Origin of the sequence: Pseudomonas sp. WS 5021 (assembly GCF_012985535.1) — a bacterium.
In the GTDB taxonomy this organism is placed as follows: domain Bacteria; phylum Pseudomonadota; class Gammaproteobacteria; order Pseudomonadales; family Pseudomonadaceae; genus Aquipseudomonas.
The window spans coordinates 439,167-461,859 of record NZ_JAAQWP010000002.1 but is presented as its reverse complement, the minus strand read 5'-3'; the positions used below and the strand labels follow the sequence as shown (position 1 = coordinate 461,859).

Annotated in this window: 18 protein-coding genes, 1 pseudogene and 1 riboswitch; of the genes and pseudogenes, 1 reads left to right on the top strand and 18 read right to left on the bottom strand. The window is 58.9% G+C overall.

Features of this window, described 5'->3' with window-relative positions:
• Window positions 1–3: 3 nt before the first annotated feature.
• From HBO19_RS08395 to HBO19_RS08375, 5 genes are read right to left on the bottom strand one after another with little or no spacing between them, the layout of a single operon-like run.
• On the bottom strand, window positions 4–834 hold the full coding sequence (locus HBO19_RS08395; RefSeq protein ID WP_178121140.1) for a DUF2797 domain-containing protein: 831 nt from the start codon (window positions 832–834) through the stop codon (window positions 4–6).
• Window positions 831–1,091, bottom strand: coding sequence for a DUF1315 family protein (locus HBO19_RS08390; RefSeq protein ID WP_029291449.1), 261 nt, complete (start codon window positions 1,089–1,091; stop codon window positions 831–833). Before HBO19_RS08390 ends, HBO19_RS08395 begins: the two co-directional genes overlap by 4 nt.
• Before the next feature lie 31 nt (window positions 1,092–1,122).
• Window positions 1,123–1,992: a rhomboid family intramembrane serine protease gene (locus tag HBO19_RS08385; protein WP_169951949.1), complete on the bottom strand. Its 870-nt coding sequence runs from the start codon at window positions 1,990–1,992 to the stop codon at window positions 1,123–1,125.
• On the bottom strand, window positions 1,985–2,962 hold the full coding sequence (locus HBO19_RS08380; protein ID WP_170041613.1) for a metallophosphoesterase: 978 nt from the start codon (window positions 2,960–2,962) through the stop codon (window positions 1,985–1,987). The genes HBO19_RS08385 and HBO19_RS08380 overlap by 8 nt, the downstream gene beginning before the upstream one ends.
• Entirely contained in the window at window positions 2,959–3,849 is an 891-nt protein-coding gene (locus HBO19_RS08375) for an NAD(+) kinase (RefSeq protein ID WP_010210870.1), read from the bottom strand. The genes HBO19_RS08380 and HBO19_RS08375 overlap by 4 nt, the downstream gene beginning before the upstream one ends.
• Before the next feature lie 154 nt (window positions 3,850–4,003).
• On the opposite strand from HBO19_RS08375, the gene HBO19_RS08370 reads away from it, so the two are divergent.
• A complete protein-coding gene (locus tag HBO19_RS08370) occupies window positions 4,004–4,951 on the top strand; it encodes a DUF1853 family protein (RefSeq protein WP_170057271.1) in 948 nt (315 codons plus the stop codon).
• A gap of 26 nt (window positions 4,952–4,977) precedes the next feature.
• Here HBO19_RS08370 and HBO19_RS08365 read toward each other — a convergent pair.
• From HBO19_RS08365 to cobW, 13 genes and pseudogenes are all read right to left on the bottom strand, one after another.
• Window positions 4,978–5,562, bottom strand: a pseudogene (locus tag HBO19_RS08365) (type VI secretion IcmF C-terminal domain-containing protein); the annotation flags it as partial.
• On the bottom strand, window positions 5,544–5,720 hold the full coding sequence (locus HBO19_RS28440) for a hypothetical protein (protein WP_262386243.1): 177 nt from the start codon (window positions 5,718–5,720) through the stop codon (window positions 5,544–5,546). The gene HBO19_RS28440 and the pseudogene HBO19_RS08365, both read right to left, overlap by 19 nt.
• 648 nt (window positions 5,721–6,368) lie before the next feature.
• On the bottom strand, window positions 6,369–6,521 hold the full coding sequence (locus HBO19_RS08355) for a PAAR domain-containing protein (RefSeq protein WP_346266487.1): 153 nt from the start codon (window positions 6,519–6,521) through the stop codon (window positions 6,369–6,371).
• Between the two features lie 273 nt (window positions 6,522–6,794).
• Window positions 6,795–7,574 carry a hypothetical protein gene (locus tag HBO19_RS08350; RefSeq protein ID WP_169951953.1) on the bottom strand — a complete coding sequence of 260 codons (780 nt, stop codon included), beginning with the start codon at window positions 7,572–7,574 and terminating at the stop codon, window positions 6,795–6,797.
• A complete protein-coding gene (locus HBO19_RS08345; RefSeq protein ID WP_170057270.1) occupies window positions 7,567–7,860 on the bottom strand; it encodes a hypothetical protein in 294 nt (97 codons plus the stop codon). Before HBO19_RS08345 ends, HBO19_RS08350 begins: the two co-directional genes overlap by 8 nt.
• On the bottom strand, window positions 7,820–9,613 hold the full coding sequence (locus HBO19_RS08340; protein WP_170057269.1) for a hypothetical protein: 1,794 nt from the start codon (window positions 9,611–9,613) through the stop codon (window positions 7,820–7,822). The genes HBO19_RS08345 and HBO19_RS08340 overlap by 41 nt, the downstream gene beginning before the upstream one ends.
• A gap of 119 nt (window positions 9,614–9,732) precedes the next feature.
• Window positions 9,733–10,620 (bottom strand): hypothetical protein, encoded by an 888-nt coding sequence (locus HBO19_RS08335; RefSeq protein WP_170057268.1) that lies wholly within the window; start codon window positions 10,618–10,620, stop codon window positions 9,733–9,735.
• Window positions 10,620–13,379: a hypothetical protein gene (locus HBO19_RS08330; RefSeq protein ID WP_170057267.1), complete on the bottom strand. Its 2,760-nt coding sequence runs from the start codon at window positions 13,377–13,379 to the stop codon at window positions 10,620–10,622. Before HBO19_RS08330 ends, HBO19_RS08335 begins: the two co-directional genes overlap by 1 nt.
• A 30-nt stretch (window positions 13,380–13,409) precedes the next feature.
• A complete protein-coding gene (gene vgrG, locus HBO19_RS08325) occupies window positions 13,410–15,791 on the bottom strand; it encodes a type VI secretion system Vgr family protein (RefSeq protein WP_170057266.1) in 2,382 nt (793 codons plus the stop codon).
• A 75-nt stretch (window positions 15,792–15,866) separates the two neighbouring features.
• The gene (locus HBO19_RS08320; protein ID WP_262386251.1) at window positions 15,867–16,577 is read right to left on the bottom strand and encodes a VWA domain-containing protein; all 711 of its coding nucleotides are present in this window, start codon (window positions 16,575–16,577) and stop codon (window positions 15,867–15,869) included.
• On the bottom strand, window positions 16,559–17,557 hold the full coding sequence (locus HBO19_RS08315) for an ATP-binding protein (RefSeq protein WP_170057265.1): 999 nt from the start codon (window positions 17,555–17,557) through the stop codon (window positions 16,559–16,561). The genes HBO19_RS08320 and HBO19_RS08315 overlap by 19 nt, the downstream gene beginning before the upstream one ends.
• Window positions 17,557–21,318, bottom strand: coding sequence for a cobaltochelatase subunit CobN (cobN, locus tag HBO19_RS08310; protein ID WP_170057264.1), 3,762 nt, complete (start codon window positions 21,316–21,318; stop codon window positions 17,557–17,559). Before cobN ends, HBO19_RS08315 begins: the two co-directional genes overlap by 1 nt.
• A gap of 3 nt (window positions 21,319–21,321) precedes the next feature.
• Entirely contained in the window at window positions 21,322–22,389 is a 1,068-nt protein-coding gene (cobW, locus tag HBO19_RS08305; RefSeq protein WP_170057263.1) for a cobalamin biosynthesis protein CobW, read from the bottom strand.
• A 90-nt stretch (window positions 22,390–22,479) separates the two neighbouring features.
• Window positions 22,480–22,682, bottom strand: a riboswitch (cobalamin riboswitch).
• Window positions 22,683–22,693: the final 11 nt, after the last annotated feature.

Here is a 22,693-nt window from a genome sequence, read left to right as displayed (position 1 = left end):
CTTCTACTGATGCACGGCGAGCTGGTAAGCCGTGTATTTACGAATATTGATAACGCCGGTATCGAAGATCAGGTATTGGCCCTTGATCCCCAGCAGCGTGCCTTCGGCAATCGGGTTCTTGTCCAGGTTGAAGCTGACGATCTTGGTTGGATATTGCTCCACCGGGTAGCGGATTTCGAGGGGCTCGATATCGGTTACCGGTTGGATGGCCTGCAGGCCGAAGCGTTCCTGCAATTGCAGCAGGCCGTCGGAGCAGGAGACGAACAGCTCGTCGCGAACCTGCGCAAGGTCTACCGCTGCCGCGTCACCCTTGAGCAAGGCGCGCCAGTTGGTCTTGTCGGCGACCTGGCTGCGCAGCACATCTTCGACAAAGCCCGATTGCTGGCGCGTGGCTACGCGCATGATCGGCAGTGCCTGGCTCGCGCCCTGGTCCAGCCAGCGCGTGGGCAGTTGGGTGGCGCGGGTGATGCCGACCTTGATCCCCGACGAGTTCGCCAGGTACACCACATGGTCGGTCATGCAGAATTTTTCGCCCCAGGCCGGATCGCGGCAGGTGCCGGCATCGAAATGGCAGCGCTCGGGGCTCATGATGCACAGGTCGCACTGGGCCAGCTTGGTCATGCACGGGTAGCAATAGCCCTGGCTGAAGCTGGTCTTGGTCTTGCGCCCGCAGTGAGTGCAGTGGATCGCACCGAGGTATTCCAGGCGCACATGAGTGCCAATCAACGGGTTGACCGGCACCTCGGTGTCGCCCAGGCGAAAAGCGTATTGAACGGTCGGCGAACCCAGTTGCGCCGACATCTTGCTGACTGCACCACGGCCAATCTCAATCAATGGATGGCATCCGACTTGAACAGGATGTTTTCCACCGGGGTCGACTTCGATTGGCATTCCTGCGGGCCCATGTAGCCGGTGCGCTGGTCTTCCGGCAGGTTTTGCAGCTCCCAGGCGATCATCGCCTGCAACGACAGCTCACGCTGTTCGGCGGTGAGCTTGCGGCCATCGGACCATTTGCCGATTTCCACGGCGAGCTTGAGGCTCTGGTAGATATCCGGGGTGATGTTTTCGATCATTTCAGCAAAAGAGGACATAAGACTCTTCCTTTAAATAATGGGCAGAGATTCAAGCGTTACGTTTATGGCGGCTGTACAACCCGCCGAGCAAACCGGTGATGCAACCCGCCACCAGGCCGCCGACATGGGCCGCATTGGCGATTTCGCCGAAGCCGATCATCGAGACCAGGCCCGACAGGCACAGCACCAACCACACCAGCATCATCACCAGCACGCCACGCGGCAGGCGATACGCCGGGTTGGGCGCGAGCATCTGGTAGATCCAGCAATGGCCGAGCAAGCCGTACAACACGCCAGACAAGCCGCCGAACAGGCCCGGGCCGCCAAAGGTATATTGCGCGTAGTTGGAGGCCAGGCTGAACAGCAACGTCAGGCCCAGCAGGTTGATACTGCCTTGGCGCGCCTCGATCCGCCGCCCCAGTTCCCAGTACCACATGCCATTCATCGCCAGGTGGAGGATGCCGAAATGGATCAGCATCGGCGTCACCAACCGCCACCACTGCCCCGCCGCCAGGCTGTCGGCCAGGGGCGTGAAGTACAGGTATTCACCGGCCACGTGGAAATTCAGGAACGTCAGCCAGCTCATGGCTTGCAGGTTGTCGCCAAGCATCGTGACCGCACCGACGATCAGGCTCAGCAGCAACACACCCGCGGTCAGTGGGCTGTGGCGCAACTGCTGGAGAAAACCGGCGCGCTTGGCTACCGGTTCCTGGGGAATATCCAGCTGCTGGTGCGGATCGCCGGCAGGGAAACGCTGATACAGGCTGCGCACGTCTTCGCTGATCGCGTCCGGCACCCAGAGCACCTGCTCGCCGGCCTCTTCGCTGACGCGATGGGGCACCTGCATGCGCTGCAACAGTTTGACGAATCCAGCCAGGTCAACCGTCAGCGGCAAGCGTAAAACGGCCACGTTACTCATGAATCACCTCAGGGCGCTCGACATCGACCCATACGAACTTGTTGGGGTCCAGGCAGGTTTCCTGATCCAGGCGATACGCCACCAGCTTGCCGTAGAGCACTGCGCTGTAGTCCAGGCAGGCCAAGTTCGGGCGGATCGGCGCCGGTTTGCCGCTGCGCCAGTAGTGGCCGACAAACAGCAGCGGCTCATCCACGCCATAGCGCAGCAGGGAGTTTTTCTCGGTCGAGGACAACGGCGTACGGGCCACCGGGTCGGGCAAGGCATCGGGCTGGAACACAATATCGCCGTAGGTCTTCGGGTCGTCTTCCCAGAACTTGGTGCGAAAGAACGAACGGGTCAGGCCATCGCCACCGGTCAGCGTCAGGCCGTCCGGCAGGCGCATATCGGTACCGCGTAGCAGGCGATCGAAGGCATTGCAGGCAAAGCTGCCCGGCACCGCCGCCGCCTGTAGGAAATGCTCGTCGATACAGCCGTCGGGGAACTGCCCCCGCAGCGGTTCGATCAGCCCCGCATCCCAGCAGGCGTGCACCACGCGAAAACGCCCGGCATCGACAAACAACGGCATGTCGTAGAACCAGCCGAGGAAGTCATGCCAGTCGCCGGGGTGGTGTTCGAACTGGGTCAGGGTCTCGTGGATCAGCCGCGCGTGGCGTGGCGAATGTTCACGCACGTACTGCTTGCCACTGCCGGGCGGCGCCAGGGTGCTCCAGCCCAGGGCGTTGAACTCATGGTTGCCCATGATGCACAGCGCCTGGCCGGCTTCGGCCATGTCGTGGACGATATGCAGTGCCTCGCGGATGCGCGGGCCACGGTCGATGATATCGCCCAGGAACACCGCCATGCGGGAGGGATGGCGCCAGGTGCCGCCCTGCTTGTGGTAACCCATCTGGTCGAGCAGGTGCTCAAGGGTATGAGCGCAACCGTGCACGTCACCAATCAGGTCGTAGCTACGCGCGGGATCGAGCATCAGTCGCCTCCACCCCCCAAGCGGCTGCCCCAGCCCAGCTTGGTGCGGCACACTTCGTAGTAGTTGTGATCCAGCGGGTGGATCAACCGCAGCTTCTGCGCTTTTTTGCTCACGGTGATGGTGTCACCGGGGGCGCAGGTAAAGTGGTTCTGCCCGTCACAGGAGACTTGCGGGTAGATCTGCATGTCTTTGGAGACCACGATTTTCAGCTCACTGTTGCCATCGACCACAATCGGCCGACTCGACAACATATGGGGGTACATCGGCACGATCACAATGGCATCGAGCTTGGGATGCATGATCGGCCCGCCGGCTGACAGCGCATAGGCCGTGGAACCGGTGGGCGTGGCGACGATCAGGCCGTCGGCCTTCTGGCTGCAAACGAACTGGCCGTCGATATACAACTCGAACTCGATCATCCGCGTCGACTTGCCGGGGTGCAGCACCACATCGTTGAGGGCATCGCCCTGGCCGATGGCTTCGCCATGGCGGCGCACTTCGGCTTGCAGCAGGAAGCGGTTTTCTACCAGGTAGTGGCCGTCCAGCACCTTGGCCACTTCGACTTCCAGGTCGTCAGGGCGGATATCGGTGAGGAACCCCAGGCTGCCCCGGTTGATCCCCAGCACCGGCACGTTATGCCGCGCCAGGGCCCGGGCGGCGCCCAGCAGGCTGCCGTCGCCGCCGACCACGATCACCATATCGCAGACTTCACCGAGCATCTTGCGCGATGAGGTCTGCAGGCCGTGGCCCGGCAGAATCTCGGCGATGGTGTCTTCGAGGATCACATGCAGGTGGCGCTCAAGCAGAAACTTTTTCAGCCGGCGGACCGTGTCCAGAACCTGGGTACTGCCCAGGCGACCGATGATGCCGATATTGCGAAATTGCTCCATGGGGCTCCTGCAGGGTTTGGGTCTGGCAAAAAGAACGATTATGGGCGAAAGGCCGCATTAGACAAAATCCTTTGTCGCCACGGGGCCCAGACGACAACGGTTCTCAACACCCGCCACGGTCCCGCAGCGAGTAGGAAACAGCTATGCTCGGACCATGAATCCGTTTCCCGACCTGCAGTACCTGCCCCGTCAATTGCGTCATCCCGAAGTGCGGGACCTGGCGTGGGTGATCCTCGCCCCGCCGATGCTGGAACAAACACCCTGGCCGCAACGCCATCCCCTGGCCGGCAGCGATTGGGTGCAGCAACCCGCGGCACTGGAACAATGGCTGCGGCAACTGGACCAGGACAGCAGCCCCCTGCTGCACTGGCTGAGCCTGGCACGTACCCGGCGCCTGGGCCTGTATTACGAACGCCTGTGGCAATTTGCCGTGCAACACGCGCCCGGCGTGGAATTGCTCGCGGCCAACCTGCCTATCCGCCAGGCCGGCCATACCCTGGGGGAACTGGACATGCTGCTGCGCGACCGTGACGGGGTGCATCATCTGGAACTGGCGATCAAGCTCTACCTGGGCCCGCAAGAGGGCGACGGCCGTGATACCGCGCAATGGCTGGGCCCCGGTTGTCACGACCGCCTGGACCGCAAGCTGGCCCATCTGGCCGACCATCAACTGCCCATCTCGGCGAGCGCGCAAAGCCGGCAGATGCTGGCGGCCCTGGATATTAGGGATTTCACCGCCCATCTGTGGCTCGGCGGCTACCTGCTGTACCCCTGGCCCGGCGAGGCCGAACCGCCCCTCGGTGCCCATCCACAGCATTTGCGTGGGAGCTGGTTGCATCAGCGCGATTGGCTGGATTTTATCAAGGCCAGCCCTCCGGGCCGCTGGCAACCCCTGCCCCGCCATGCCTGGCTCGCGCCGGCGCATTACCCGGCAGGGGAAATCTGGAGTGAGGAGCAGATGCAGCGCTGGCTGGCCGACCTTGATCCGATGGCGCCGGCGCAACTGTTGGTGCGCATGATGCACAACGGTGGGGATTGGCAGGAAGCGGAGCGGCTGTTTCTGGTGGCGGATCTTTGGCCGAATGTACCGGGGACCACCTAAGCCCCACGGCACCATACTCAACGGGCTCAAGTGTCATTTGAGCTGAGAAATATCTGTTGCGGCAACTTGAAGCCTCTCAACTTGAGCACCGCCAGTGGTCCCGCATCCAATTCCGTGCGCAGGTGCCAGGTCAGGCTCAAGCCATCCGGCGCCTTGAGCAGCAGGCGATAGCGGCTGTGATTGTCGTCCAACGGCGTGACCTGGGCGTTTCCCAGCCAGCGGATCAGGTCCCAGGTATCAGAGTAGTCGCCGAACAGACGCTCGCCGGCATGCACGCTGGTCCAGCTCAGGCTCACGCCCGGATAGTCGCTGTGGCCCGGCCAGTGGAAGCGCTGCCAACTTTCCTTCTAGTTGAAATACTGGTGCCGGTCGCCGTTGAGGATGAAGGTGGTCTGCACCACATCGCGCACCGTTTTGCCTTGCAGCTCGAAACTCAGCCCCATGCCGCCGTCGGTGTAGAGCACATCGGCGAGGTCGCTGAGCTGGTTGATGGCGCTGAGAAACGCCGGGTTGAAACGTAACTCTTGGCGATGACGTGGGTCCACAACCCACTGACTGCCCTCCTTGCGCAACACGCCGCTCAATTGCCGCTTTAGAAACTGCTCGATGCGCCAAGCGGGGTTGGCGGCCAGGTGCTAGCCATAGAAATGCCAAAGCGTGGGTGACAGGGTTTGCCAGAGGCCTGGCACAACACCAGGGCGGAGGATTCGACGTTGGCCAGGGTTTTGACCAGCAGATCAGCGTCGGCTTTGTCCGGACGGGCCAGCATCAGGTGGGCCTTGAGCTGGTCGTAGGTCTGCCGGGCGCGTTCAGCGCGCTCGGAATGGTCCGGTTGCAGCTTGACCAGCGCGTTGAGTTGCTGACGAAGATCGGCGGTGGTTGGATCGCGAATCAGACGCTTGCTTTAATAGCCTTAGTAACGCCTGCTCAAGAGTGTCATCCGCATCGCCTGCTATCCGGCTGTGACGCGACACAGTTTGACCTTTCCTGGACGGCTGGGCCGTGATCGCCTTGACCTCGCCGCGCAAGGAACCGAGTAGTGTCGTTACCGACGCATCCAGTTCGCTCAAAGCTGTGTGTAGACTTACACCCAGTACCTGCAGCACACGCCGACCGCACCAAATTTTTTGGATTAAATCCTCTTCACGTGCCTTATCCCACCATCAGCGACCTGCTGTTGAACGAAATACAGCAACACACGCCCGAAGCTCAGTAAGCACCAACACAAGAGCGGCTACACCAAAGCCATGCCCCAGAAATTCGCGGGATGCTCCCGTAACGATTGAGTACCGAACAAAAACGTCCTAAACACCAAGCAGCAAAAGCAGCAGTGGCAGTAGGCCTAACCAAAGCCAACCCCTAGGCTGCGAAGGTCGTGGCGACGGTGCTGGGACTTGATCCAATCTGACCGGCATTACTAACTCGCACTCACTTGAGGCAAAGAAGAAATCAAGGTGCAGCCACACGCGCAACGATGCCCATGAAACGCGACCGGAATGCCGTGGTCGTGAAACGCTGGATGGCCCTCGGCAATCTCCGTTCGACCATGGCCGGGGATCAGACAGTCCACCGGGTCGGGCACCAATGCCTCTGAAATTCATGACAGTGGATCCTGATAGAACAGTGTCGCCGCCAGTTGTTTTGTCACCTATGCGGATAACGTTTTTCATGTTTAATCTCTCTCACGAAGCAATTAAATTACTTACCTTGCGCAGGAGCCACATCTGTCAAACACATTTAAAACCCAAGAGCAATCATCGTTATACGCTTTTAAACATATTGCTTGGCGCATACCATTACGAGCCGAAAACAGCCACCAAACTAACCTCACAGAGCCTACAAATCATTGTCTTTCCGAAAAAGCTATTGACTTACATTGCATCCATTTTTGGACCCTTTTTACTTTTGTGACAAATGAAACTTTGCACCAACCTGCCATGGATTGCTCCACTGCTACCTCATCACCCTTAATCAAGTACACTCTGCTCGGCTCCTGTATCACGGGCTCAGTATCAGAACCATATAAAAACGACTTTTCTTTAACCACACCGCTAATGGGCACAGGCATTCCTGCCACCTCAAACAAAATTGATCGCACAGCTTTACTGACTGAAATCTTATCCTTATAAGGGTATACGTAAGATAACTCCCCAACATTATCTTTCATATCTCCACCCATATCAAAAAAACCTGACCGCAACTCGTCTCTAACTAAAGCGCCGCCTTCAAAAACAAACACACTCACATCATAAACATCACTTATAACATCCCATGCTCTCGGCGCTTCCACACTGTGTATTACAAAAAACATTTCTTCGCTCGCTGCACTCACAAAAATAGCGAAGGCATCATTGATTTTTCCTTTTGTTCCTGCGTATGGAAACTCATACACCAGCCTTGATTTTTCAGATTTGGATAATGAGTAAATTGCGATACCATCAGGATCGCGTGACAACTGCCCCTCCTCCGTAGGAGTCTTTGTAAAAACGAAGCATACTGTTGAACCATTAAAATCCATAGGTTGATAAGCTTGCCCGCCCCCAAGATCATCGCATGTGCGGCCAAACACCGCAGCCGGCAAAACTAAAACACAGAGAATCATAAAAGTTAGTAACTTAAACATTTTTAGTACACTCAGTTTCAAAGTGATGAAAGAAAATAGGTGTAATATCTCGTTTGTATTGTTGCCGCTCAGGCAAACCCGCCAATCCGACATTAATAGGTCGCGTCACAGCAATTACGGCAGCGCTCTCAGACAGAGAAGTATCTTCGGCAATTAACGCAATATTTTTTCCTTGCCAAAACCATAGAGCAGTCTCTATAGCTACCGCAAAGTCGCTCTCTAAAAGTTCCGGCATTACATCAATTTTAAGCCCCGTTTCTTTGGCGCACTTTTTTGTACGTCTCATAATGAGTAAGATGTATCAATCCTCGCCCTCTAAAATCCTTTCCTGGCTGTTCGGTGCTTCCGTAGCAGTGCACACCATATGCAGCATCGTTCCCCAGCAAATTCTCATCTATCCACTTTAACTTCTCCTCTTTACTGACAAAGCTGAGTCCCACCCTAGAGAAACCTGCATTGATTACCGTCGGAGAAAGCTTATAAAGCTTATCAGCTGTGTAGGTTCTTCTTGAGTAATTCAGCGACTCTCGAAAACTCACAACCCCCCCTGTCTCCTTCTTTGCTTGAGCCAATAAATGTGTGATTTGGGCGCAACTATTTACACCATATTTATTGAACATACTCCTGGAAGCACCCACCATTGCACTAATGAATTCAGGATTGACAGCATTGCCGCATATATCCTCAAAAAATCCTCTCGTTAAATTGATCATGGCGCCGCATTTTTTGCAATTCAGAACCCCCTGCACACTAATAAATAAGTGATTAACTAATCCCACCGGATGCAAGTGATAAACCCGGCCATCCACCGGCAACCCCACTTCCGGTGCCACCTCATTCCACCAACTGATCTCCTTGATCCGCTCCTTCTCCGCCACCCAGTTCAAAAGTGGAGTCGAGCCGCTATGCCCCAGTACATCGTCCAGTGCATCCCACTTGTAAGGTTCGTGGCGCCACTCGCTTTCGTAGTGGATGATCAGTTGCGACAACGATTGCGCGTGCGCCGGTAAAGCAATCGCTGCCTGTAACTCTTCAGCCGTCACCACTCCATCACGGTCTCGATCGATGATGTCGTACAGGCGATTTTTCATCCGTCCTTCATCCGACTTATCGGCCAAGTTACCGTAGCGTTCGAGTTGCTCCTGACTGAAACGGCCTACGGCCCGAAAAAAGGACGCCAGGGTTTGCCGAGGGGAGTCATAGTTGAAGACGACGTCGTAGCCCTCCCACGACCATGGACTGAACCACGGTGTAACGCCCACTTCTTCACGCACCCAACCATCGAGTAACACACCGTTCTCGTCGTGGAATAGCCCATCAAGTCGATACCAGTTGCAGGCGCTTCGATCTGGCATTGCGGTGACTACGATTTTTTTGTCTGCCGGCAGGCCATCAATCAGGCTTTTGGGCACCCGCAGATCAGCATCACTGGGCGTGCTGGCAGCGCTGAGTGTGGGTGGTTGTGTGCCGTTGAAACGCTCCTGATGCGTCACCACTGCGGTGCCCTTGGAGAATTTCAGCCAGGTCTTGCTGGCGGCGGGCAGTCGATGGGCCCAGGCACGGCTTGCCTCGATAAATGGCTCCACGTGGTCGGCACTGAACACTTCCAGGTGCAGCTTCTTTTCCGGGTGCTCGGCATTGCCGCCTTGATACTCGCCAATGTGTCCGATCAAATCGCCCGCCTTGATCGGGAAGGGCTGATCGAGCACCACGATGCGGTCAGTTAGCGGTTCCGGGGCGCCTTCCAGCGAGTTGAAATGAACGTATTGATTAACACGCTCCAACTTGCGGAACGGACCTTCACCGCTCACGGTAACTTCCGTGCCGTCGGGTAACTCCATAAGGACGGCGCTTCTGGTGTTGGCTTCTGCGCGGACGCGCAGTGAAGGCGTCGCTTTGACCCGATACTCATCTCCGACGACGGGGACCAGATAATCAACCGAAAGGAAACCGAGCAGTGAGCCGTCGGCTTTTTTCAGCACATCTGGCCCATTAGTGCTTTCCAGCTTGCGGTATTCACCCTCCCCACTGACGGTCACTTCGGAATCCTTTCAAAAACTCCAGACTCATCAAACCGCGTCTACAATACGCACCACTAAAAAGCGCCAGCACCAACCGCTCCTGCAACACGAGGCAAAAACTTAGCCATTTCACACCATCAATTAGAATTAATACGCTCAATCACTCTTAACGGAATTAACCTTTCCTTTCCAGCCTCCCCCATCAAACTAACATATTGCTTATAGTATACCCTCGACTGTTTTTTGTCGGACGACCATAATACATCAGCAATATTTAACTTGAGAACAACTCTACCAGGAGCAACTGCCTCTACCCTTTTCAATATTTCATACGCCATCACTTCCTCACCAGCGAACGCCAACGCGTAGCCAATATCATTGTACGCAACTACAGTAGATCTGCCGACAGGAGAATCCACAAGCAATTGCTGGATTCGCTCACCCCCAAGATAGGCCTTTATTGCATCTACATCTGCATCACTCAGGCGATCTCGAACAACACTACTTGCCAGAGATATAGAGTCCATCGACTTTCCAGCCTCAAGCTCAAGCATTTTCACACTGGCAATTTTACGCTTTGAGTACCAAAAGTGGCTTCTACCTCCACCCTCTAAACGCCCTTCATAACCGGACAAATTTCTGGAGAATTCCGCCTGCCTTACTATTAAGCCTGGATTTCCCTGAGTATAAACGAAAGTCTCATATTGGGCCCCCTCAATACCAACACCAGAATGCTGAACGTTCCAAGCACAAGTAAATAGAAAATAACTTTCCTTTCCTTTTACAGTATAAGCATCAACTAGCGCAGCTTCCCCACCCTCAGGCTCGCACACATCGGGAATATGGTACTGCACTCCATTTTTACCTGACAGGCGGCCTTTTATAGTTCGGCCACGCTCGCCATCCATCGACACGAACTCAACTGTCTGGGCATCATGGAAGCTTGGATTTAAAGAATAGCTCCCACCTTCAGCACAAATTGACGCCGAACATCCAAACAGCACGAATAAAAAAAGCTTACCCATTAAGAATTCAGCTCCAACTCAACCATGCTCCGCAACTCATTAAAAAGAGAAACACGTTCCTCCAACCCAATCACACCCCCATTCACTCGTCTCGAAACATCTGCAACATGCTCAGCAATTCTTTCTTCAGTCCTCAATATGTACGAACGCTCAATCACATCATTCATTCCACTCATGCTCCACCAGACAAAAGCTGACTCAACCCCATACTTCAAATCGGTGACTATTAAATCTGGGTTATCCAGAAAATCTCTAGGATCGGAAGGGTCTTTTTGATTATGTATACGAGAATACTCACGATAATTGTTTTTTCCAGTCAACTGAATAATTCCTCGTCCGCGATATTTATATCCTTCTTGGCTTGCCTCATCTCCATTACCATTCCTATTGGCATAAACATAACTTCCTAAATTAGTTGGATTATTGGCATACATGCCTGAATCACTCCAAAGTTTAGGGCGAAGTCTCGGCAAAGAAACACACTCATCCGTTGAATCATCGTAGCCGGCTTGATTATTTCGACAGCCAAAAATTTTCCTCATGCGAACTGGTGTATAGCTCAAGTTTTCTTCCCGCACCTTAAACCCACTTTCGTGACCAACCTGCGCCAACAGATGCGAAACTCTAAGAGGAGTATTAACACTATATAATTTTGCATATTTATTTAAGATAGGCAATATTGCATCACAATAAGAGTCTTCTATAGTAGATCTCGCTTTTTTTAGCATGGCACGGGTTATTAGTTGACGTTCAGAGGCTGCAGCAAAGTAACTAAGCATGCCTATCGGATGCAGATGATAAACTTGGCCGTGTTTCGGCAATCCAACTCCCTCCGCCACCTCATTCCACCAACTGATCTCCTTGATCCGCTCCTTCTCCGCCACCCAGTTCAAAAGTGGAGTCGAGCCGCTATGCCCCAGTACATCGTCCAGTGCATCCCACTTGTAAGGTTCGTGGCGCCACTCGCTTTCGTAGTGGATGACCAGTTGCGACAACGACTGCGCGTGCGCCGGTAAAGCAATTGCTGCCTGTAACTCTTCAGCCGTCACCACTCCATCACGGTCTCGATCGATGATGTCGTACAGGCGATTCTTCATTCGTCCTTCATCAGACTTATCGGCCAAGTTACCGTAGCGTTCGAGTTGCTCCTGACTGAAACGGCCTACGGCCCGAAAAAAGGACGCCAGGGTTTGCCGAGGGGAGTCATAGTTGAAGACGACGTCGTAGCCCTCCCACGACCATGGACTGAACCACGGTGTAACGCCCACTTCTTCACGCACCCAACCATCGAGTAACACACCGTTCTCGTCGTGGAATAGCCCATCAAGCCGATACCAGTTGCAGGCGCTTCGATCTGGCGTTGCGGTGACTACGATTTTTTTGTCTGCCGGCAGGCCATCAATCAGGCTTTTGGGCACCAGCAGATCAGCATCACTGGGCGTGCCGGCAGCGCTGAGTGTGGGTGGTTGTGTGGCGTTGAAACGCTCCTGATGCGTCACCACTGCGGTGCCCTTGGAGAATTTCAGCCAGGTCTTGCTGGCGGCGGGCAGTCGATGGGCCCAGGCACGGCTTGCCTCGATAAATGGCTCCACGTGGTCGGCACTGAACACTTCCAGGTGCAGCTTCTTTTCCGGGTGCTCGGCATTGCCGCCTTGATACTCACCAATGTGTCCGATCAAATCGCCCGCCTTGATCGGGATGGGCTGATCGAGCACCACGATGCGGTCGGCTAGCGGTTCCGGGGCGCCTTCCAGCGAGTTGAAATGAACGTATTGATTAACACGCTCCAACTTGCGGAACGGACCTTCACCGCTCACGGTAACTTCCGTGCCGTCGGGTAATTCCATAAGGACGGCGCTTCTGGTGTTGGCTTCTGCGCGGACGCGCAGTGAAGGCGTCGCTTTGACCCGATACTCATCTCCGACGACGGGGACCAGATAATCAACCGAAAGGAAACCGAGCAGTGAGCCGTCGGCTTTTTTCAGCACATCTGGCCCGTTAGTGCTTTCCAGCTTGCGGTATTCACCCTCCCCGCTGACGGTCACTTCTGCGCCCTGTGGCAGCAGCGCCAATACCTTGCCGACCCGCGCCTGGTTACGCACATTCAGGCCACGTTGCTCAGGAGGACCTGTGCGTACATCACTAACCGTCATCTTGACCCGCCGAGTCTGCCCCTCGGGCCAAAATGCCGGACGGAGGATGGAAGGGTCATTCCGATAAACCGCCCAGTCCTGCAAGTGCATATACAGGCTATAAAAGATTAGGCTCGGCGGTACGTCGGGGCTCCCTTCAATCTGGGGTGCTTGGAGGCGATGGCGGACCAGCACAAAGTTACGTGAAAATGGCTTGGGTACACACAGTTCTTCAGTGAAGTAAGTGGTGGTCGGCGAGCGTTCATCGATGCGGTAGGCCACCACGTCGCCGTCGGCCAGGCAATGCACGCTGGATTGATCCAAGGTACCGGCCGTGCCGCCGTCGAAATGCACCCCGCCGTGCCACAGGCCATTGCGGCCCAATGGGTAGTAGCCCGTAGCGGCCTTGGCCATTTGGGTTAATTGAAGCAGTGAGTTGCTTTTGCCCTTAAAGGGATGGCACCAATTTTTCAACGGTTGCAGTGTATTGGCATTTGTTTGCGTTAACGCGGGAGCCTCTTCCAACGGTATCTGCGGCGCTGTTGAAGTCAATGCAACCGGCACATAAGCCTGCGCCTTGCGGCCAGGGTTTAGAAGGTTAAAAAACACAGAGAACAAGTTAGCCATGATGTGATTCGCTCCTGGTTCGCAAAGGGATCAGCCAGAGAAATCCACAGGCCCGTTGGCCTTGGATTTATGCTCGGTCAATTGAGGGAGCTGCGGCATATCCAGAGCTTGTTGGGCTGGGGCCAGTAAGTCGAAGTACGCCGACTTGACGAGGTAGTCCCCCTGAGTCCCGTACTCGATGCTGCTCGGATTGAGGGTGATGTAGCTGCCCCCTGCGTTGAGGGTGATCTCCTTTTTCGCCGTGATATGAATCTCGTCCTCGGTACTGGTGATCTCCAAGCCGTGACGCGCGAGTAACTCCAGCTTGTCGTTTTGCGCCTGGATCTTTACCGCCCCCTGATTAGCGATCAGCTTGATCCCCAGCTTGCGCACAAACAGGCTCATCCCTTGACCCACGCCGATAAACAGCCGCTTGACCACGCTGATATCTGCCTCGGCCCCGGCGTTGATCATGAGGTTGTGTTGCGCGGCCAGTTGCAGGTGCTGGCCGCTGGTCATGGCAACACCATCAGGCGCGCTGATCATCAGCACGGACGACTTGAGTTGCTCCAGGTGTTGCTTGAGAAACTTCAACTGCGCCTGTACATCGGCGGGATCTGCGTGGGCTTCCTGGGCGTCTACCGACAACCCATCCAACTGTTCGCCCGCCTGCTGGAGTCGACCAACCGCTGCGCTCATTTCAAGCATTTGGCCCTGCGCTTTGGGCTGTGCGTCAGCGCTGATGAAGATGCCGCTGCCCGCACGGATGGCGGCATGACCATCGGTACGCAATTCGGCTCCCTGGCCTCGCGGTTGGCGCTCACCATCCACCAAATGCCCAAGGTTGAGCTGGCTCTTGCCACTGTGCTCGGTACTCAGCTGGACGTGCTCCTGCCCCCGCGTGTCGTCCATGCGCAGTTTGTTGTTCGCCGGGGTGCGCAGGACGTTGCGTTTGTAGTTGCGCAAGGTCACGTGGTCGACGTGCTGGCTGTCGTGCAGGGCGTGGGCGATGTAGGGGCGGTCGGGGTCGCCTTGTTCGAAGGCCACCGCCACTTCGGTGCCGGCAATCAGCGGTAGGTGCAAGCCGTGGGTGTCGCCGGCATAGGACCGGGCCAGGCGTAGCCAGAGGCTTTCCTGACCCGGCGTCCAGCTGTCGCGGTCGAACAGGAACTGCACCCGGTAGCGCCCTTCCAAGTCGATATGAGCATAGGGGTCGTTGGCCTGGTTGCTGGTGACGCGGGCGGGGATACTGCCAGCGATCAGAGGTTTGTCCTTGAGTGCCGGGCGAAAGCACACGTTTTCTGAGTAGGGGATGGCCTCAAAGGTGGCGATGAAGCTGCTGTCACGGGCGGCGGTGGTTGTCAGGCCGGTGATCACCGCTCCAGGTGTAAAAGCCTGGGGCGCGCCGCCGGTGACTTTGAGCACCTGGCCCGGCGCCAGGGTGGCGCTGCTGGTGACGCCGCTGAGTTGGGTCTGATCGTTGAGGTAGCGTTCGTGGCGCAGGCGCGCGTAGAAATAGCCGCTTTCGCTGAGCAGGTCTTCGTCCTGATCCAGCCGGTCGCCGAGGGCTTTGTAGGGTTCGGCGTAGTGGTAGGCCTCGCCGTAGGTGGTTTTGGCGCCGCGGGTCTGGTCAATGTCGCCGTTCAGGTGCGCGCGGGCGTCGCGGTGGTGGTAGGCGCGAAAATGCACCTGTTGCTCGACTAGCTGATGGTTGGATTGCAGGTTCCACACGCTGTCCTGGTCGCTGCTGCTGAGGCCGGATTGTGGGTGGTAAGGCAGTTCGACGTTGAACTGGTAGAGGCGTTGATCGTCGCAGAACTCGACCACATCAATGCGCAGGCGCTCGTCACTGGTGAAGCGGTACCAGATACCCACTTCCGCCAGCAGGCGGGTGATGAAGGCCAGGTCGCTTTCGCCGTATTGCATGACCTGTTCGCGCTTGGGGTAGTCGCGTTTGAGGCTGAAGAGAAAGTCTTGGCCTTCAAAGTCGTGGCGGCTGCGCAGGATGCTTTCGACGATTTGCGGCACCGATTGGTGCTGGTAGATGCGGAACTGGCGGCTGCGCGCGAGCAGGGCCAGGCGTGGTTGCAAGGTGATTGCATAACCGGCCTGGTCGTTGGAGCCGGACTGGCGCTTGAAGCTGGTGATCACGCCGTGCAGGGTGCGCAGGGGTTTGATCGGGGGTGGCGTCAAAACTAACAAGGGCAGCTTTTTCGGCGGCGCGTGCAGGCTGAAACAGACGTCTTGGCCGAGCAGGGTTTCGGCGGGGAGGTCGCGTTCGGTGCTGGTGAATTCGATGTGATAGGAGAATGGTTCGCTTAGCCGCTCCTGACCTTCGAAGGCGAGGACGTCCAGCGAGGCAGGAACGTTGCGCACCCATAGCGTGTGTCGGCAGTGATCGAAAAAAACGCTCGGTAATACGCTGGAAGTCATCCCTTTACTCCTGAACGCGAGAGAGCTCAGAGAGTAAAGATTTGTTATCGGCGAATAATGTCGGAAGATTCGACTTTACAAGAAGGGTGCTTCCGGAATCTGATTGAGCGTCGACAGGCTATCGATATGTCGATACTCCACCTGCAACCCGGCCGCCAGCTCCTGAGCCTTGCCCAACCGAATCGGCCCACGTTCGATATCAATCAGCAGCCCTGGGCAATCCAATTGCGGCCATCCGGCAATCGCTTTCAGCCGCCCATCCGTAATCACTAACACACGCTGCTGCTCAGCCGGATACCGCTTGCGTCGCGCCACCAGCCAATGCTGCGCCTCGGTCAGCGCCGCCAGCAACGGCGTACCACCGCCCGCGCCCAACTGATCCAGCCAGCCCGCCAAGCCTTTCGCTGCTTTCAACCCCTGAACCTGCCACTTCGGCGCCAACCCGCTGGCCGTCAGCAATGCCATACGTGCGCGCTGTCGATAAGCATCGTCAAACAGCTGGGCCAGCAAGCCCTTGGCGTCGGTTAATGCACAATGCCACCGAGTGGACGCTGACGCATCGACAACTACCAACCAAAGCTCATGGGCCGAGCGGCTGCGCAGGTGATAGCGCAAGTCTTCACGGGATTGCGGCCGCCCACCGAGCAAGGTGCCCGGCCAGTTGACCGAGCCCTGCTGTGCGCTGCGCGCCTTGCCCTGGCGGCCCCTGTCCAGTCGCCCTGCTTTGGGACGGGCATCCGCCCCCGTATCAGGCCGGGGGCGGATGCCTAGGGCTTTTTTGGCCAGCTAGGCACTTCTCGGCGAGCACCCGTGGGCAATGCGGGTGCGGGCATGTTGCCCCATTGGCCCTGGCCGGACGCGCTATCTGAAGGCTGGGGCGCCTGGCCCTGATCGGACCTGCCTGCAGGCGGTGCTTGCTCCTGGCGACGATGGCGCAGGGCAAATTCGGCAACGGCCTCTATATCCTCTTCGGCGATGGCCGCAGCCCCGCGCCACGCCGCATGGGCCCGCGCGCCGCGCAACCACACCAGATCGGCACGCAGGCCGTCGACACCGGCGGCAAAGCAGCGCTCGGTAATCTGCGCCAGGGCCTGGTCATCCAGGGCGATGCTTTCCAGGCGTGCACGGGCCTCGGTGCAACGCGCACGCAGCGCCGCTTGCTGGTCAGCCCACTGCGCGCAGAACGCCCCAGGGTCGCTATCGAAATCCAGGCGCCGGCGAATGATCTGCCCGCGCTCGGTCGGCAAAGTCTGCCCGCTCAATGCCACGTTGAAACCAAACCGATCCAGCAACTGCGGGCGCAACTCGCCCTCTTCCGGGTTCATCGTGCCGATCAGCACAAAACGCGCCGAGTGCCGGTGGGAGATGCCATCGCGCTCGATCAGATTGGTGCCACTGGCGGCGACGTCGAGCAACAAGTCCACCAGGTGATCGGGCAGCAGGTTGACTTCATCCACGTACAACACGCCGCCGTCAGCCTTGGCCAGCACGCCCGGGGAAAACTGCGCACGGCCTTCGCTCAGCGCCGCATCCAAGTCCAGGGTGCCGACCAAACGCTCTTCGGTGGCGCCCAACGGCAAGGTGACGAACTGCCCGCTGGCCAACAGGTCCGCCAAGCCACGGGCCAGGGTGGACTTGGCCATGCCGCGCGGGCCTTCGATCAGCACGCCACCGATCTTCGGGTCGATGGCGGTCAGGCACAGGGCAAGCTTCAGGTCGTCGGCGCCGACCACTGCCGACAGTGGGAAATGGGGGATGTCAGTCATCAACTGTCTTCTTCTATGTCCAGCAACAGGTTTTCCAATGCCGCGCGGTAGGCCCCCGGCTCCTGCCACATACCACGCTGCTGGGCTTCCAGCATGCGCTCGGTCATGTCGCGCAGGGCGTCGGGGTTGTGCTGTTGCACAAACGCCCGGGTGTCGGGGTCGAGCAGGTAGGCATCGGCCAGCAGTGCATATTGGTGATCGTCGATCAGCGCAGTAGTGGCGTCAAAGGCAAACAGATTGTCCACCGTTGCCGCCATCTCGAACGCGCCTTTGTAGCCGTGGCGCTTGACCCCTTCGATCCACTTGGGATTGGCCGCGCGGGAGCGGATCACCCGGTTCAGCTCTTCCTTCAGCGTGCGGATCTTCGGCAGGTCCGGCTGGCTGTGATCGCCATGATAGCTGGCAGCCTTGCTGCCACTGAGGGTTTCCACGGCCGCGAGCATGCCGCCCTGGAATTGGTAGTAGTCATTGGAGTCGAGCAAGTCGTGCTCGCGGTTGTCCTGGTTCTGCAACACGGCCTGCACCTGGCTCAGGCGCTGGGCGAACTGTTCACGGGCCGCAGTGCCTTCATCAGAGCCACCATAGGCGTAGCCACCCCAATTGAGGTAGACCTCGGCCAGGTCTGCGCGGCTTTGCCACAGGCGAGCGTCAATGGCGCCCTGCACGCCCGCGCCATAGGCACCGGGCTTAGCCCCGAAAATGCGCCAGCCGGCCTGCCTGGCCGCAGCCTCTTCATCCAGGCCAGACTTGCGCAGCGCCTCGCGCTCGCTGCGCACCTTAGCCGCCAGGGGGTTTAGGTCGTCCGGTTCATCCAGCGCCGCGACCGCCTGCACCGCAGCATCGAACAAGCGGATCAGGTTGGCGAAGGCATCGCGGAAGAACCCGGACACCCGCAACGTAACGTCAACTCGCGGGCGGTCAAGCAAGCTGATGGGCAGGATTTCAAAGTCATCGACACGCTGGCTGCCCGTGGCCCATACCGGTCGCACGCCCATCAACGCCATGGCCTGGGCGATGTCGTCACCGCCGGTGCGCATGGTCGCGGTGCCCCACACCGAAAGCCCGAGCTGGCGCAGATGGTCACCATGGTCCTGCAGGTGCCGCTCAAGCATCAGGTTGGCGGACTGGAAGCCGATACGCCAGGCAGTGGTGGTGGGCAGGTTACGCACATCGACGGTGAAAAAGTTACGCCCGGTCGGCAGCACATCGAGGCGCCCACGGCTCGGTGCGCCGCTAGGCCCCGCCGGTACGAAACGACCGTCCAAGGCATCCAGCAAGCCGCGCATTTCCGCCGGGCCACAGGCATCCAGGCGCGGTGCGACGACGATGCGCAGGCTTTCGACCACGGATTTCACATCTTCCCAGCCGGGCTCCTCAAGCTGTTCGAGGGGCCCTTCCAGTGCCTGTTCGATCAACCGCGCCGCGTACAGCTCCAGACGCTCGCGAGTATCGCCGGCGGTGCGCCACAACTGCCCGTCGATCTTCTGCAACACGTCGGGGCGGCGCCCGGTCCAGGGTTCGGCCAGGGCGCAATCGAGCGGGTCAAAGCCCAGCTCGAAGGCCTTGGCCAACACGCGCAGCAGGCTTGATTGCGGGCCGCGCCCGTCGCCACGCGGGATGCGCAGCAGGGCCAACAAGGTATCGATACGCAGGCGCCCCTCGGGCGATTCGCCAAAGATATGCAGGCCGTCGCGGATCTGCGATTCCTTCAGGTCACACAGGTAGGTGTCCAGGCGCGGCAGCCACACGGCAGCGTCGGCCTCGTTATCCAGCGCAAGCTCCTGATCGATGCGGGTTTCGCGCACCAGCTTGAGGATGTCCTTTTGCAGCTCCAGGGCCCGTCGCGGGTCGAGCAACTGCGCTTCGTAATACTCATCCGCCAACAGTTCCAGGTTACGCAGCGGGCCGTAAGTCTCGGCGCGGGTCAGCGGCGGCATCAAGTGATCGATGATCACCGCCTGGGTGCGGCGCTTGGCCTGGGCCCCCTCGCCCGGGTCGTTGACGATAAACGGGTAGATATTGGGCAGCGGCCCCAGCAACGCATCCGGCCAGCAGTTCTCCGACAGCCCGACGCCTTTGCCCGGCAGCCATTCCAGGTTGCCATGCTTGCCCACGTGGATCACGCCGTGGGCGCCGTAGGTGTGGCGCAGCCAGAAATAGAACGCCAGGTAAGCGTGGGGCGGCACCAGGTCCGGGTCGTGGTACACCGCGCTGGCATCCACCTGGTAACCCCGCGCCGGCTGGATGCCGACAAAGGTCAGGCCCAGGCGCAGGCCGGCGATCATCATACGCCCGTCGCGGCACATCGGATCGTTATGGGGCGTGCCCCAGCGTTCCAATACAGCCTGGCGGTTGGCCTCGGGCAGGCGATGGAACATCGCCTGGTAATCGTCCAGCCCCAGGCTTTGATGGCAGGGGCGCAGGTCGAGGCTGTCGAGGTCGTTGGTCACACCGCCGAGCAGCTCGTGGATCAAGGCGGTGCCGCTGTCCGGCAAAGTGGGCGGCAGCGGATAACCCTTGGCTTGCAGGGCCCGCAGGATGTTCAAGGCGGCGGCCGGCGTATCCAGGCCCACGCCGTTACCGATACGCCCGTCGCGCGTCGGGTAGTTGGCCAGGATCAGGGCGATGCGCTTCTCTGCATTCGGCACCCGGCCCAGCTCGACCCAGCGCCGCGCCAGCTCGGCCACAAAGTCCATGCGTTCGGGGGCTGCGCGGTAGCACACCACGTCCGACTGGCTGCGCTCGCTGCGCCAGGCCAGGTCCTTGAAGCTGATCGGGCGGCTGATGATGCGCCCGTCCAGTTCCGGCAAGGCAATGTGCATCGCCAGGTCGCGCGGGCCAAGGCCTTGTTCGCTGGCTTCCCAACCGGGTTGGTTGTCCTGGGCGCAGATGGCCTGGATCACCGGGATATTGCGGCGAAACGGCCGCAAATGGGGCGTTTCCGGGCTGGATTGGGCAAAGCCGGTGGTGTTCAGAATCACCGCCGCCTGCACCTCATCCAGCAGATCCTCGACCACCGTCAGGCAGCCGGGCTCCTTCAAACTGGCCACCGCCATTGGCAGCGGATTCAGGCCCGCCGCCTGCAAGCGCTGGCAGAACACGTCGATAAAAGCGGTATTGGCCGCCTGCAAGTGCGAGCGGTAGAACAGCACCGCTGCCACCGGCCAATCGGTGCTCCAGTCCGCCTGCCAGTCACTGAGGCGCGCATTGGCGATGCGGGGGTGATAAATCGCCGTGCGCGGCAGGGTTTGCGGTTCGGCCCAGGGGTAATCGCGGCCCAGGTAGCTACTGGCCAGGCAGCGATAGAAATCCAGCGCATTCGCCAGCCCGCCCTGGCGCAGAAAATGCCACAGGCGCTCACGCGCTTGCGCATCCACGGTGCTCAGGCCGCTGAGTTCGGGGTCGGGACGGTCATCCCCTGGCACCAGGATCAACTGCACGCCCTGCCCGGCCAACTCCACCAGGCGCTGGATACCGTAGCGCCAGTAGCCGATGCCGCCATGCAGGGATATCAGGATGACCTTGGCGTGGCGCAACACCTCGTCCACATACAGGTCCACCGACGCGTGATTCTGCACCTGCATCGGGTTGGCCAGGCGCAGGCTCGGGTAGTCGTCGGGCAGTTGCTGGGCGGCTTCGGCCAACAGCGCCAGGCTGGAATCACCGCTGCACAGGATCACCAGCTCGGCGGGGGTCTGTCCAAGGTCGGCGATGTTGTCATCGGAGACGAAGCCACCGGGCTGGGTCCTGAGCAGATGCATGGGTTAAACGCTGAGGGCAGCGCGCAATTGCGCTTCCAGGCCTGCTGCGTCCAGATCCTGGCCGATCAGCACCAGACGCGTGATGCGTGCTTCGTCAGCCCCCCAGGCGCGGTCGAAGTGCTTGTCAAAGCGCGTACCCACGCCCTGGATCAACAGGCGCATCGGCTTGTTGGGGATCGCGGCGAAGCCTTTGACCCGCAGGATGCCGTGCTGCACCACCAATTGGCTCAGGGCGTCGAGCAGCAGCGCTTCATCAGCCTGGGGCAAGTCGATGGAGATGGAATCGAACGCATCGTGATCGTGATCGTGATCGTCTTCACCTTCGTGGTGATGATCGTGATGGCTATGGCGCCCGTCGATATGCTCCTCGGAGCCGGCGCCCAGGCCAATTAACACGTCCAGGGGCAGGCGGCCGCTGCTGGCCTCGACGATTTTCACCGCTGGCGGCAGTTCTTCGGCGACTTCCAGGCGTACACGGGCCAGGTCTTCGGGGCTGATCAGGTCGGTTTTATTGAGGATCACCAGGTCGGCGCTGGCCAGTTGGTCGGCGAACAGCTCGTGCAGTGGCGATTCGTGGTCCAGGTTGGGGTCGAGTTTGCGCATGGCGTCGACCTGGTCGGGGAATGCGGCGAAGGTGCCGGCGGCTACGGCCGGGCTGTCGACCACGGTGATCACCGCGTCAACCGTGCAGGCACTGCGGATTTCCGGCCACTGGAAGGCCTGGACCAACGGCTTGGGCAGGGCCAGGCCGGAGGTTTCGATGAGGATATGGTCGAGGTCGCCACGGCGCGCCACCAGTTCACGCATCACCGGGAAGAACTCTTCCTGCACGGTGCAGCACAGGCAGCCGTTGGCCAGTTCGTAGACACGGCCGTTGGCTTCTTCTTCGGTGCAACCGATGGAGCACTGCTTGAGGATCTCGCCGTCGATGCCCAGTTCGCCGAATTCGTTGACGATCACCGCAATGCGCCGGCCCTGGGCGTTGTCCAGCATGTGGCGCAGCAAGGTGGTTTTGCCCGAGCCGAGAAAGCCGGTGACGATAGTGACGGGGAGTTTGGCCAGTGTTTTCATCGGATGCCCTTTGGGGCGGGCATACGGGACGACTGGCCCTGCGGCGGCGCAGGTGCTGGATTCGTCACCGGATCACCCCGCCCGGTTGAAATGGAAAATCGGTTGCGAGGCAGGTCTCCTGGCTTGGGGCTTGCTGGCCTTGCGGCTGGCGCTGGCTGCGCCTTCCCGCCTGGTACAGGCAGTGGCGTGGCAGTCAGATAAACCCTTTACAGTTGCGGGGGCAGCCGCGGCTTGAACCGCGTTCCCTTCTTAGCTTCGGCCGCAGCCGAAGAACCTCGAAGGTGCAAGGCTACGCAGTGCCCGG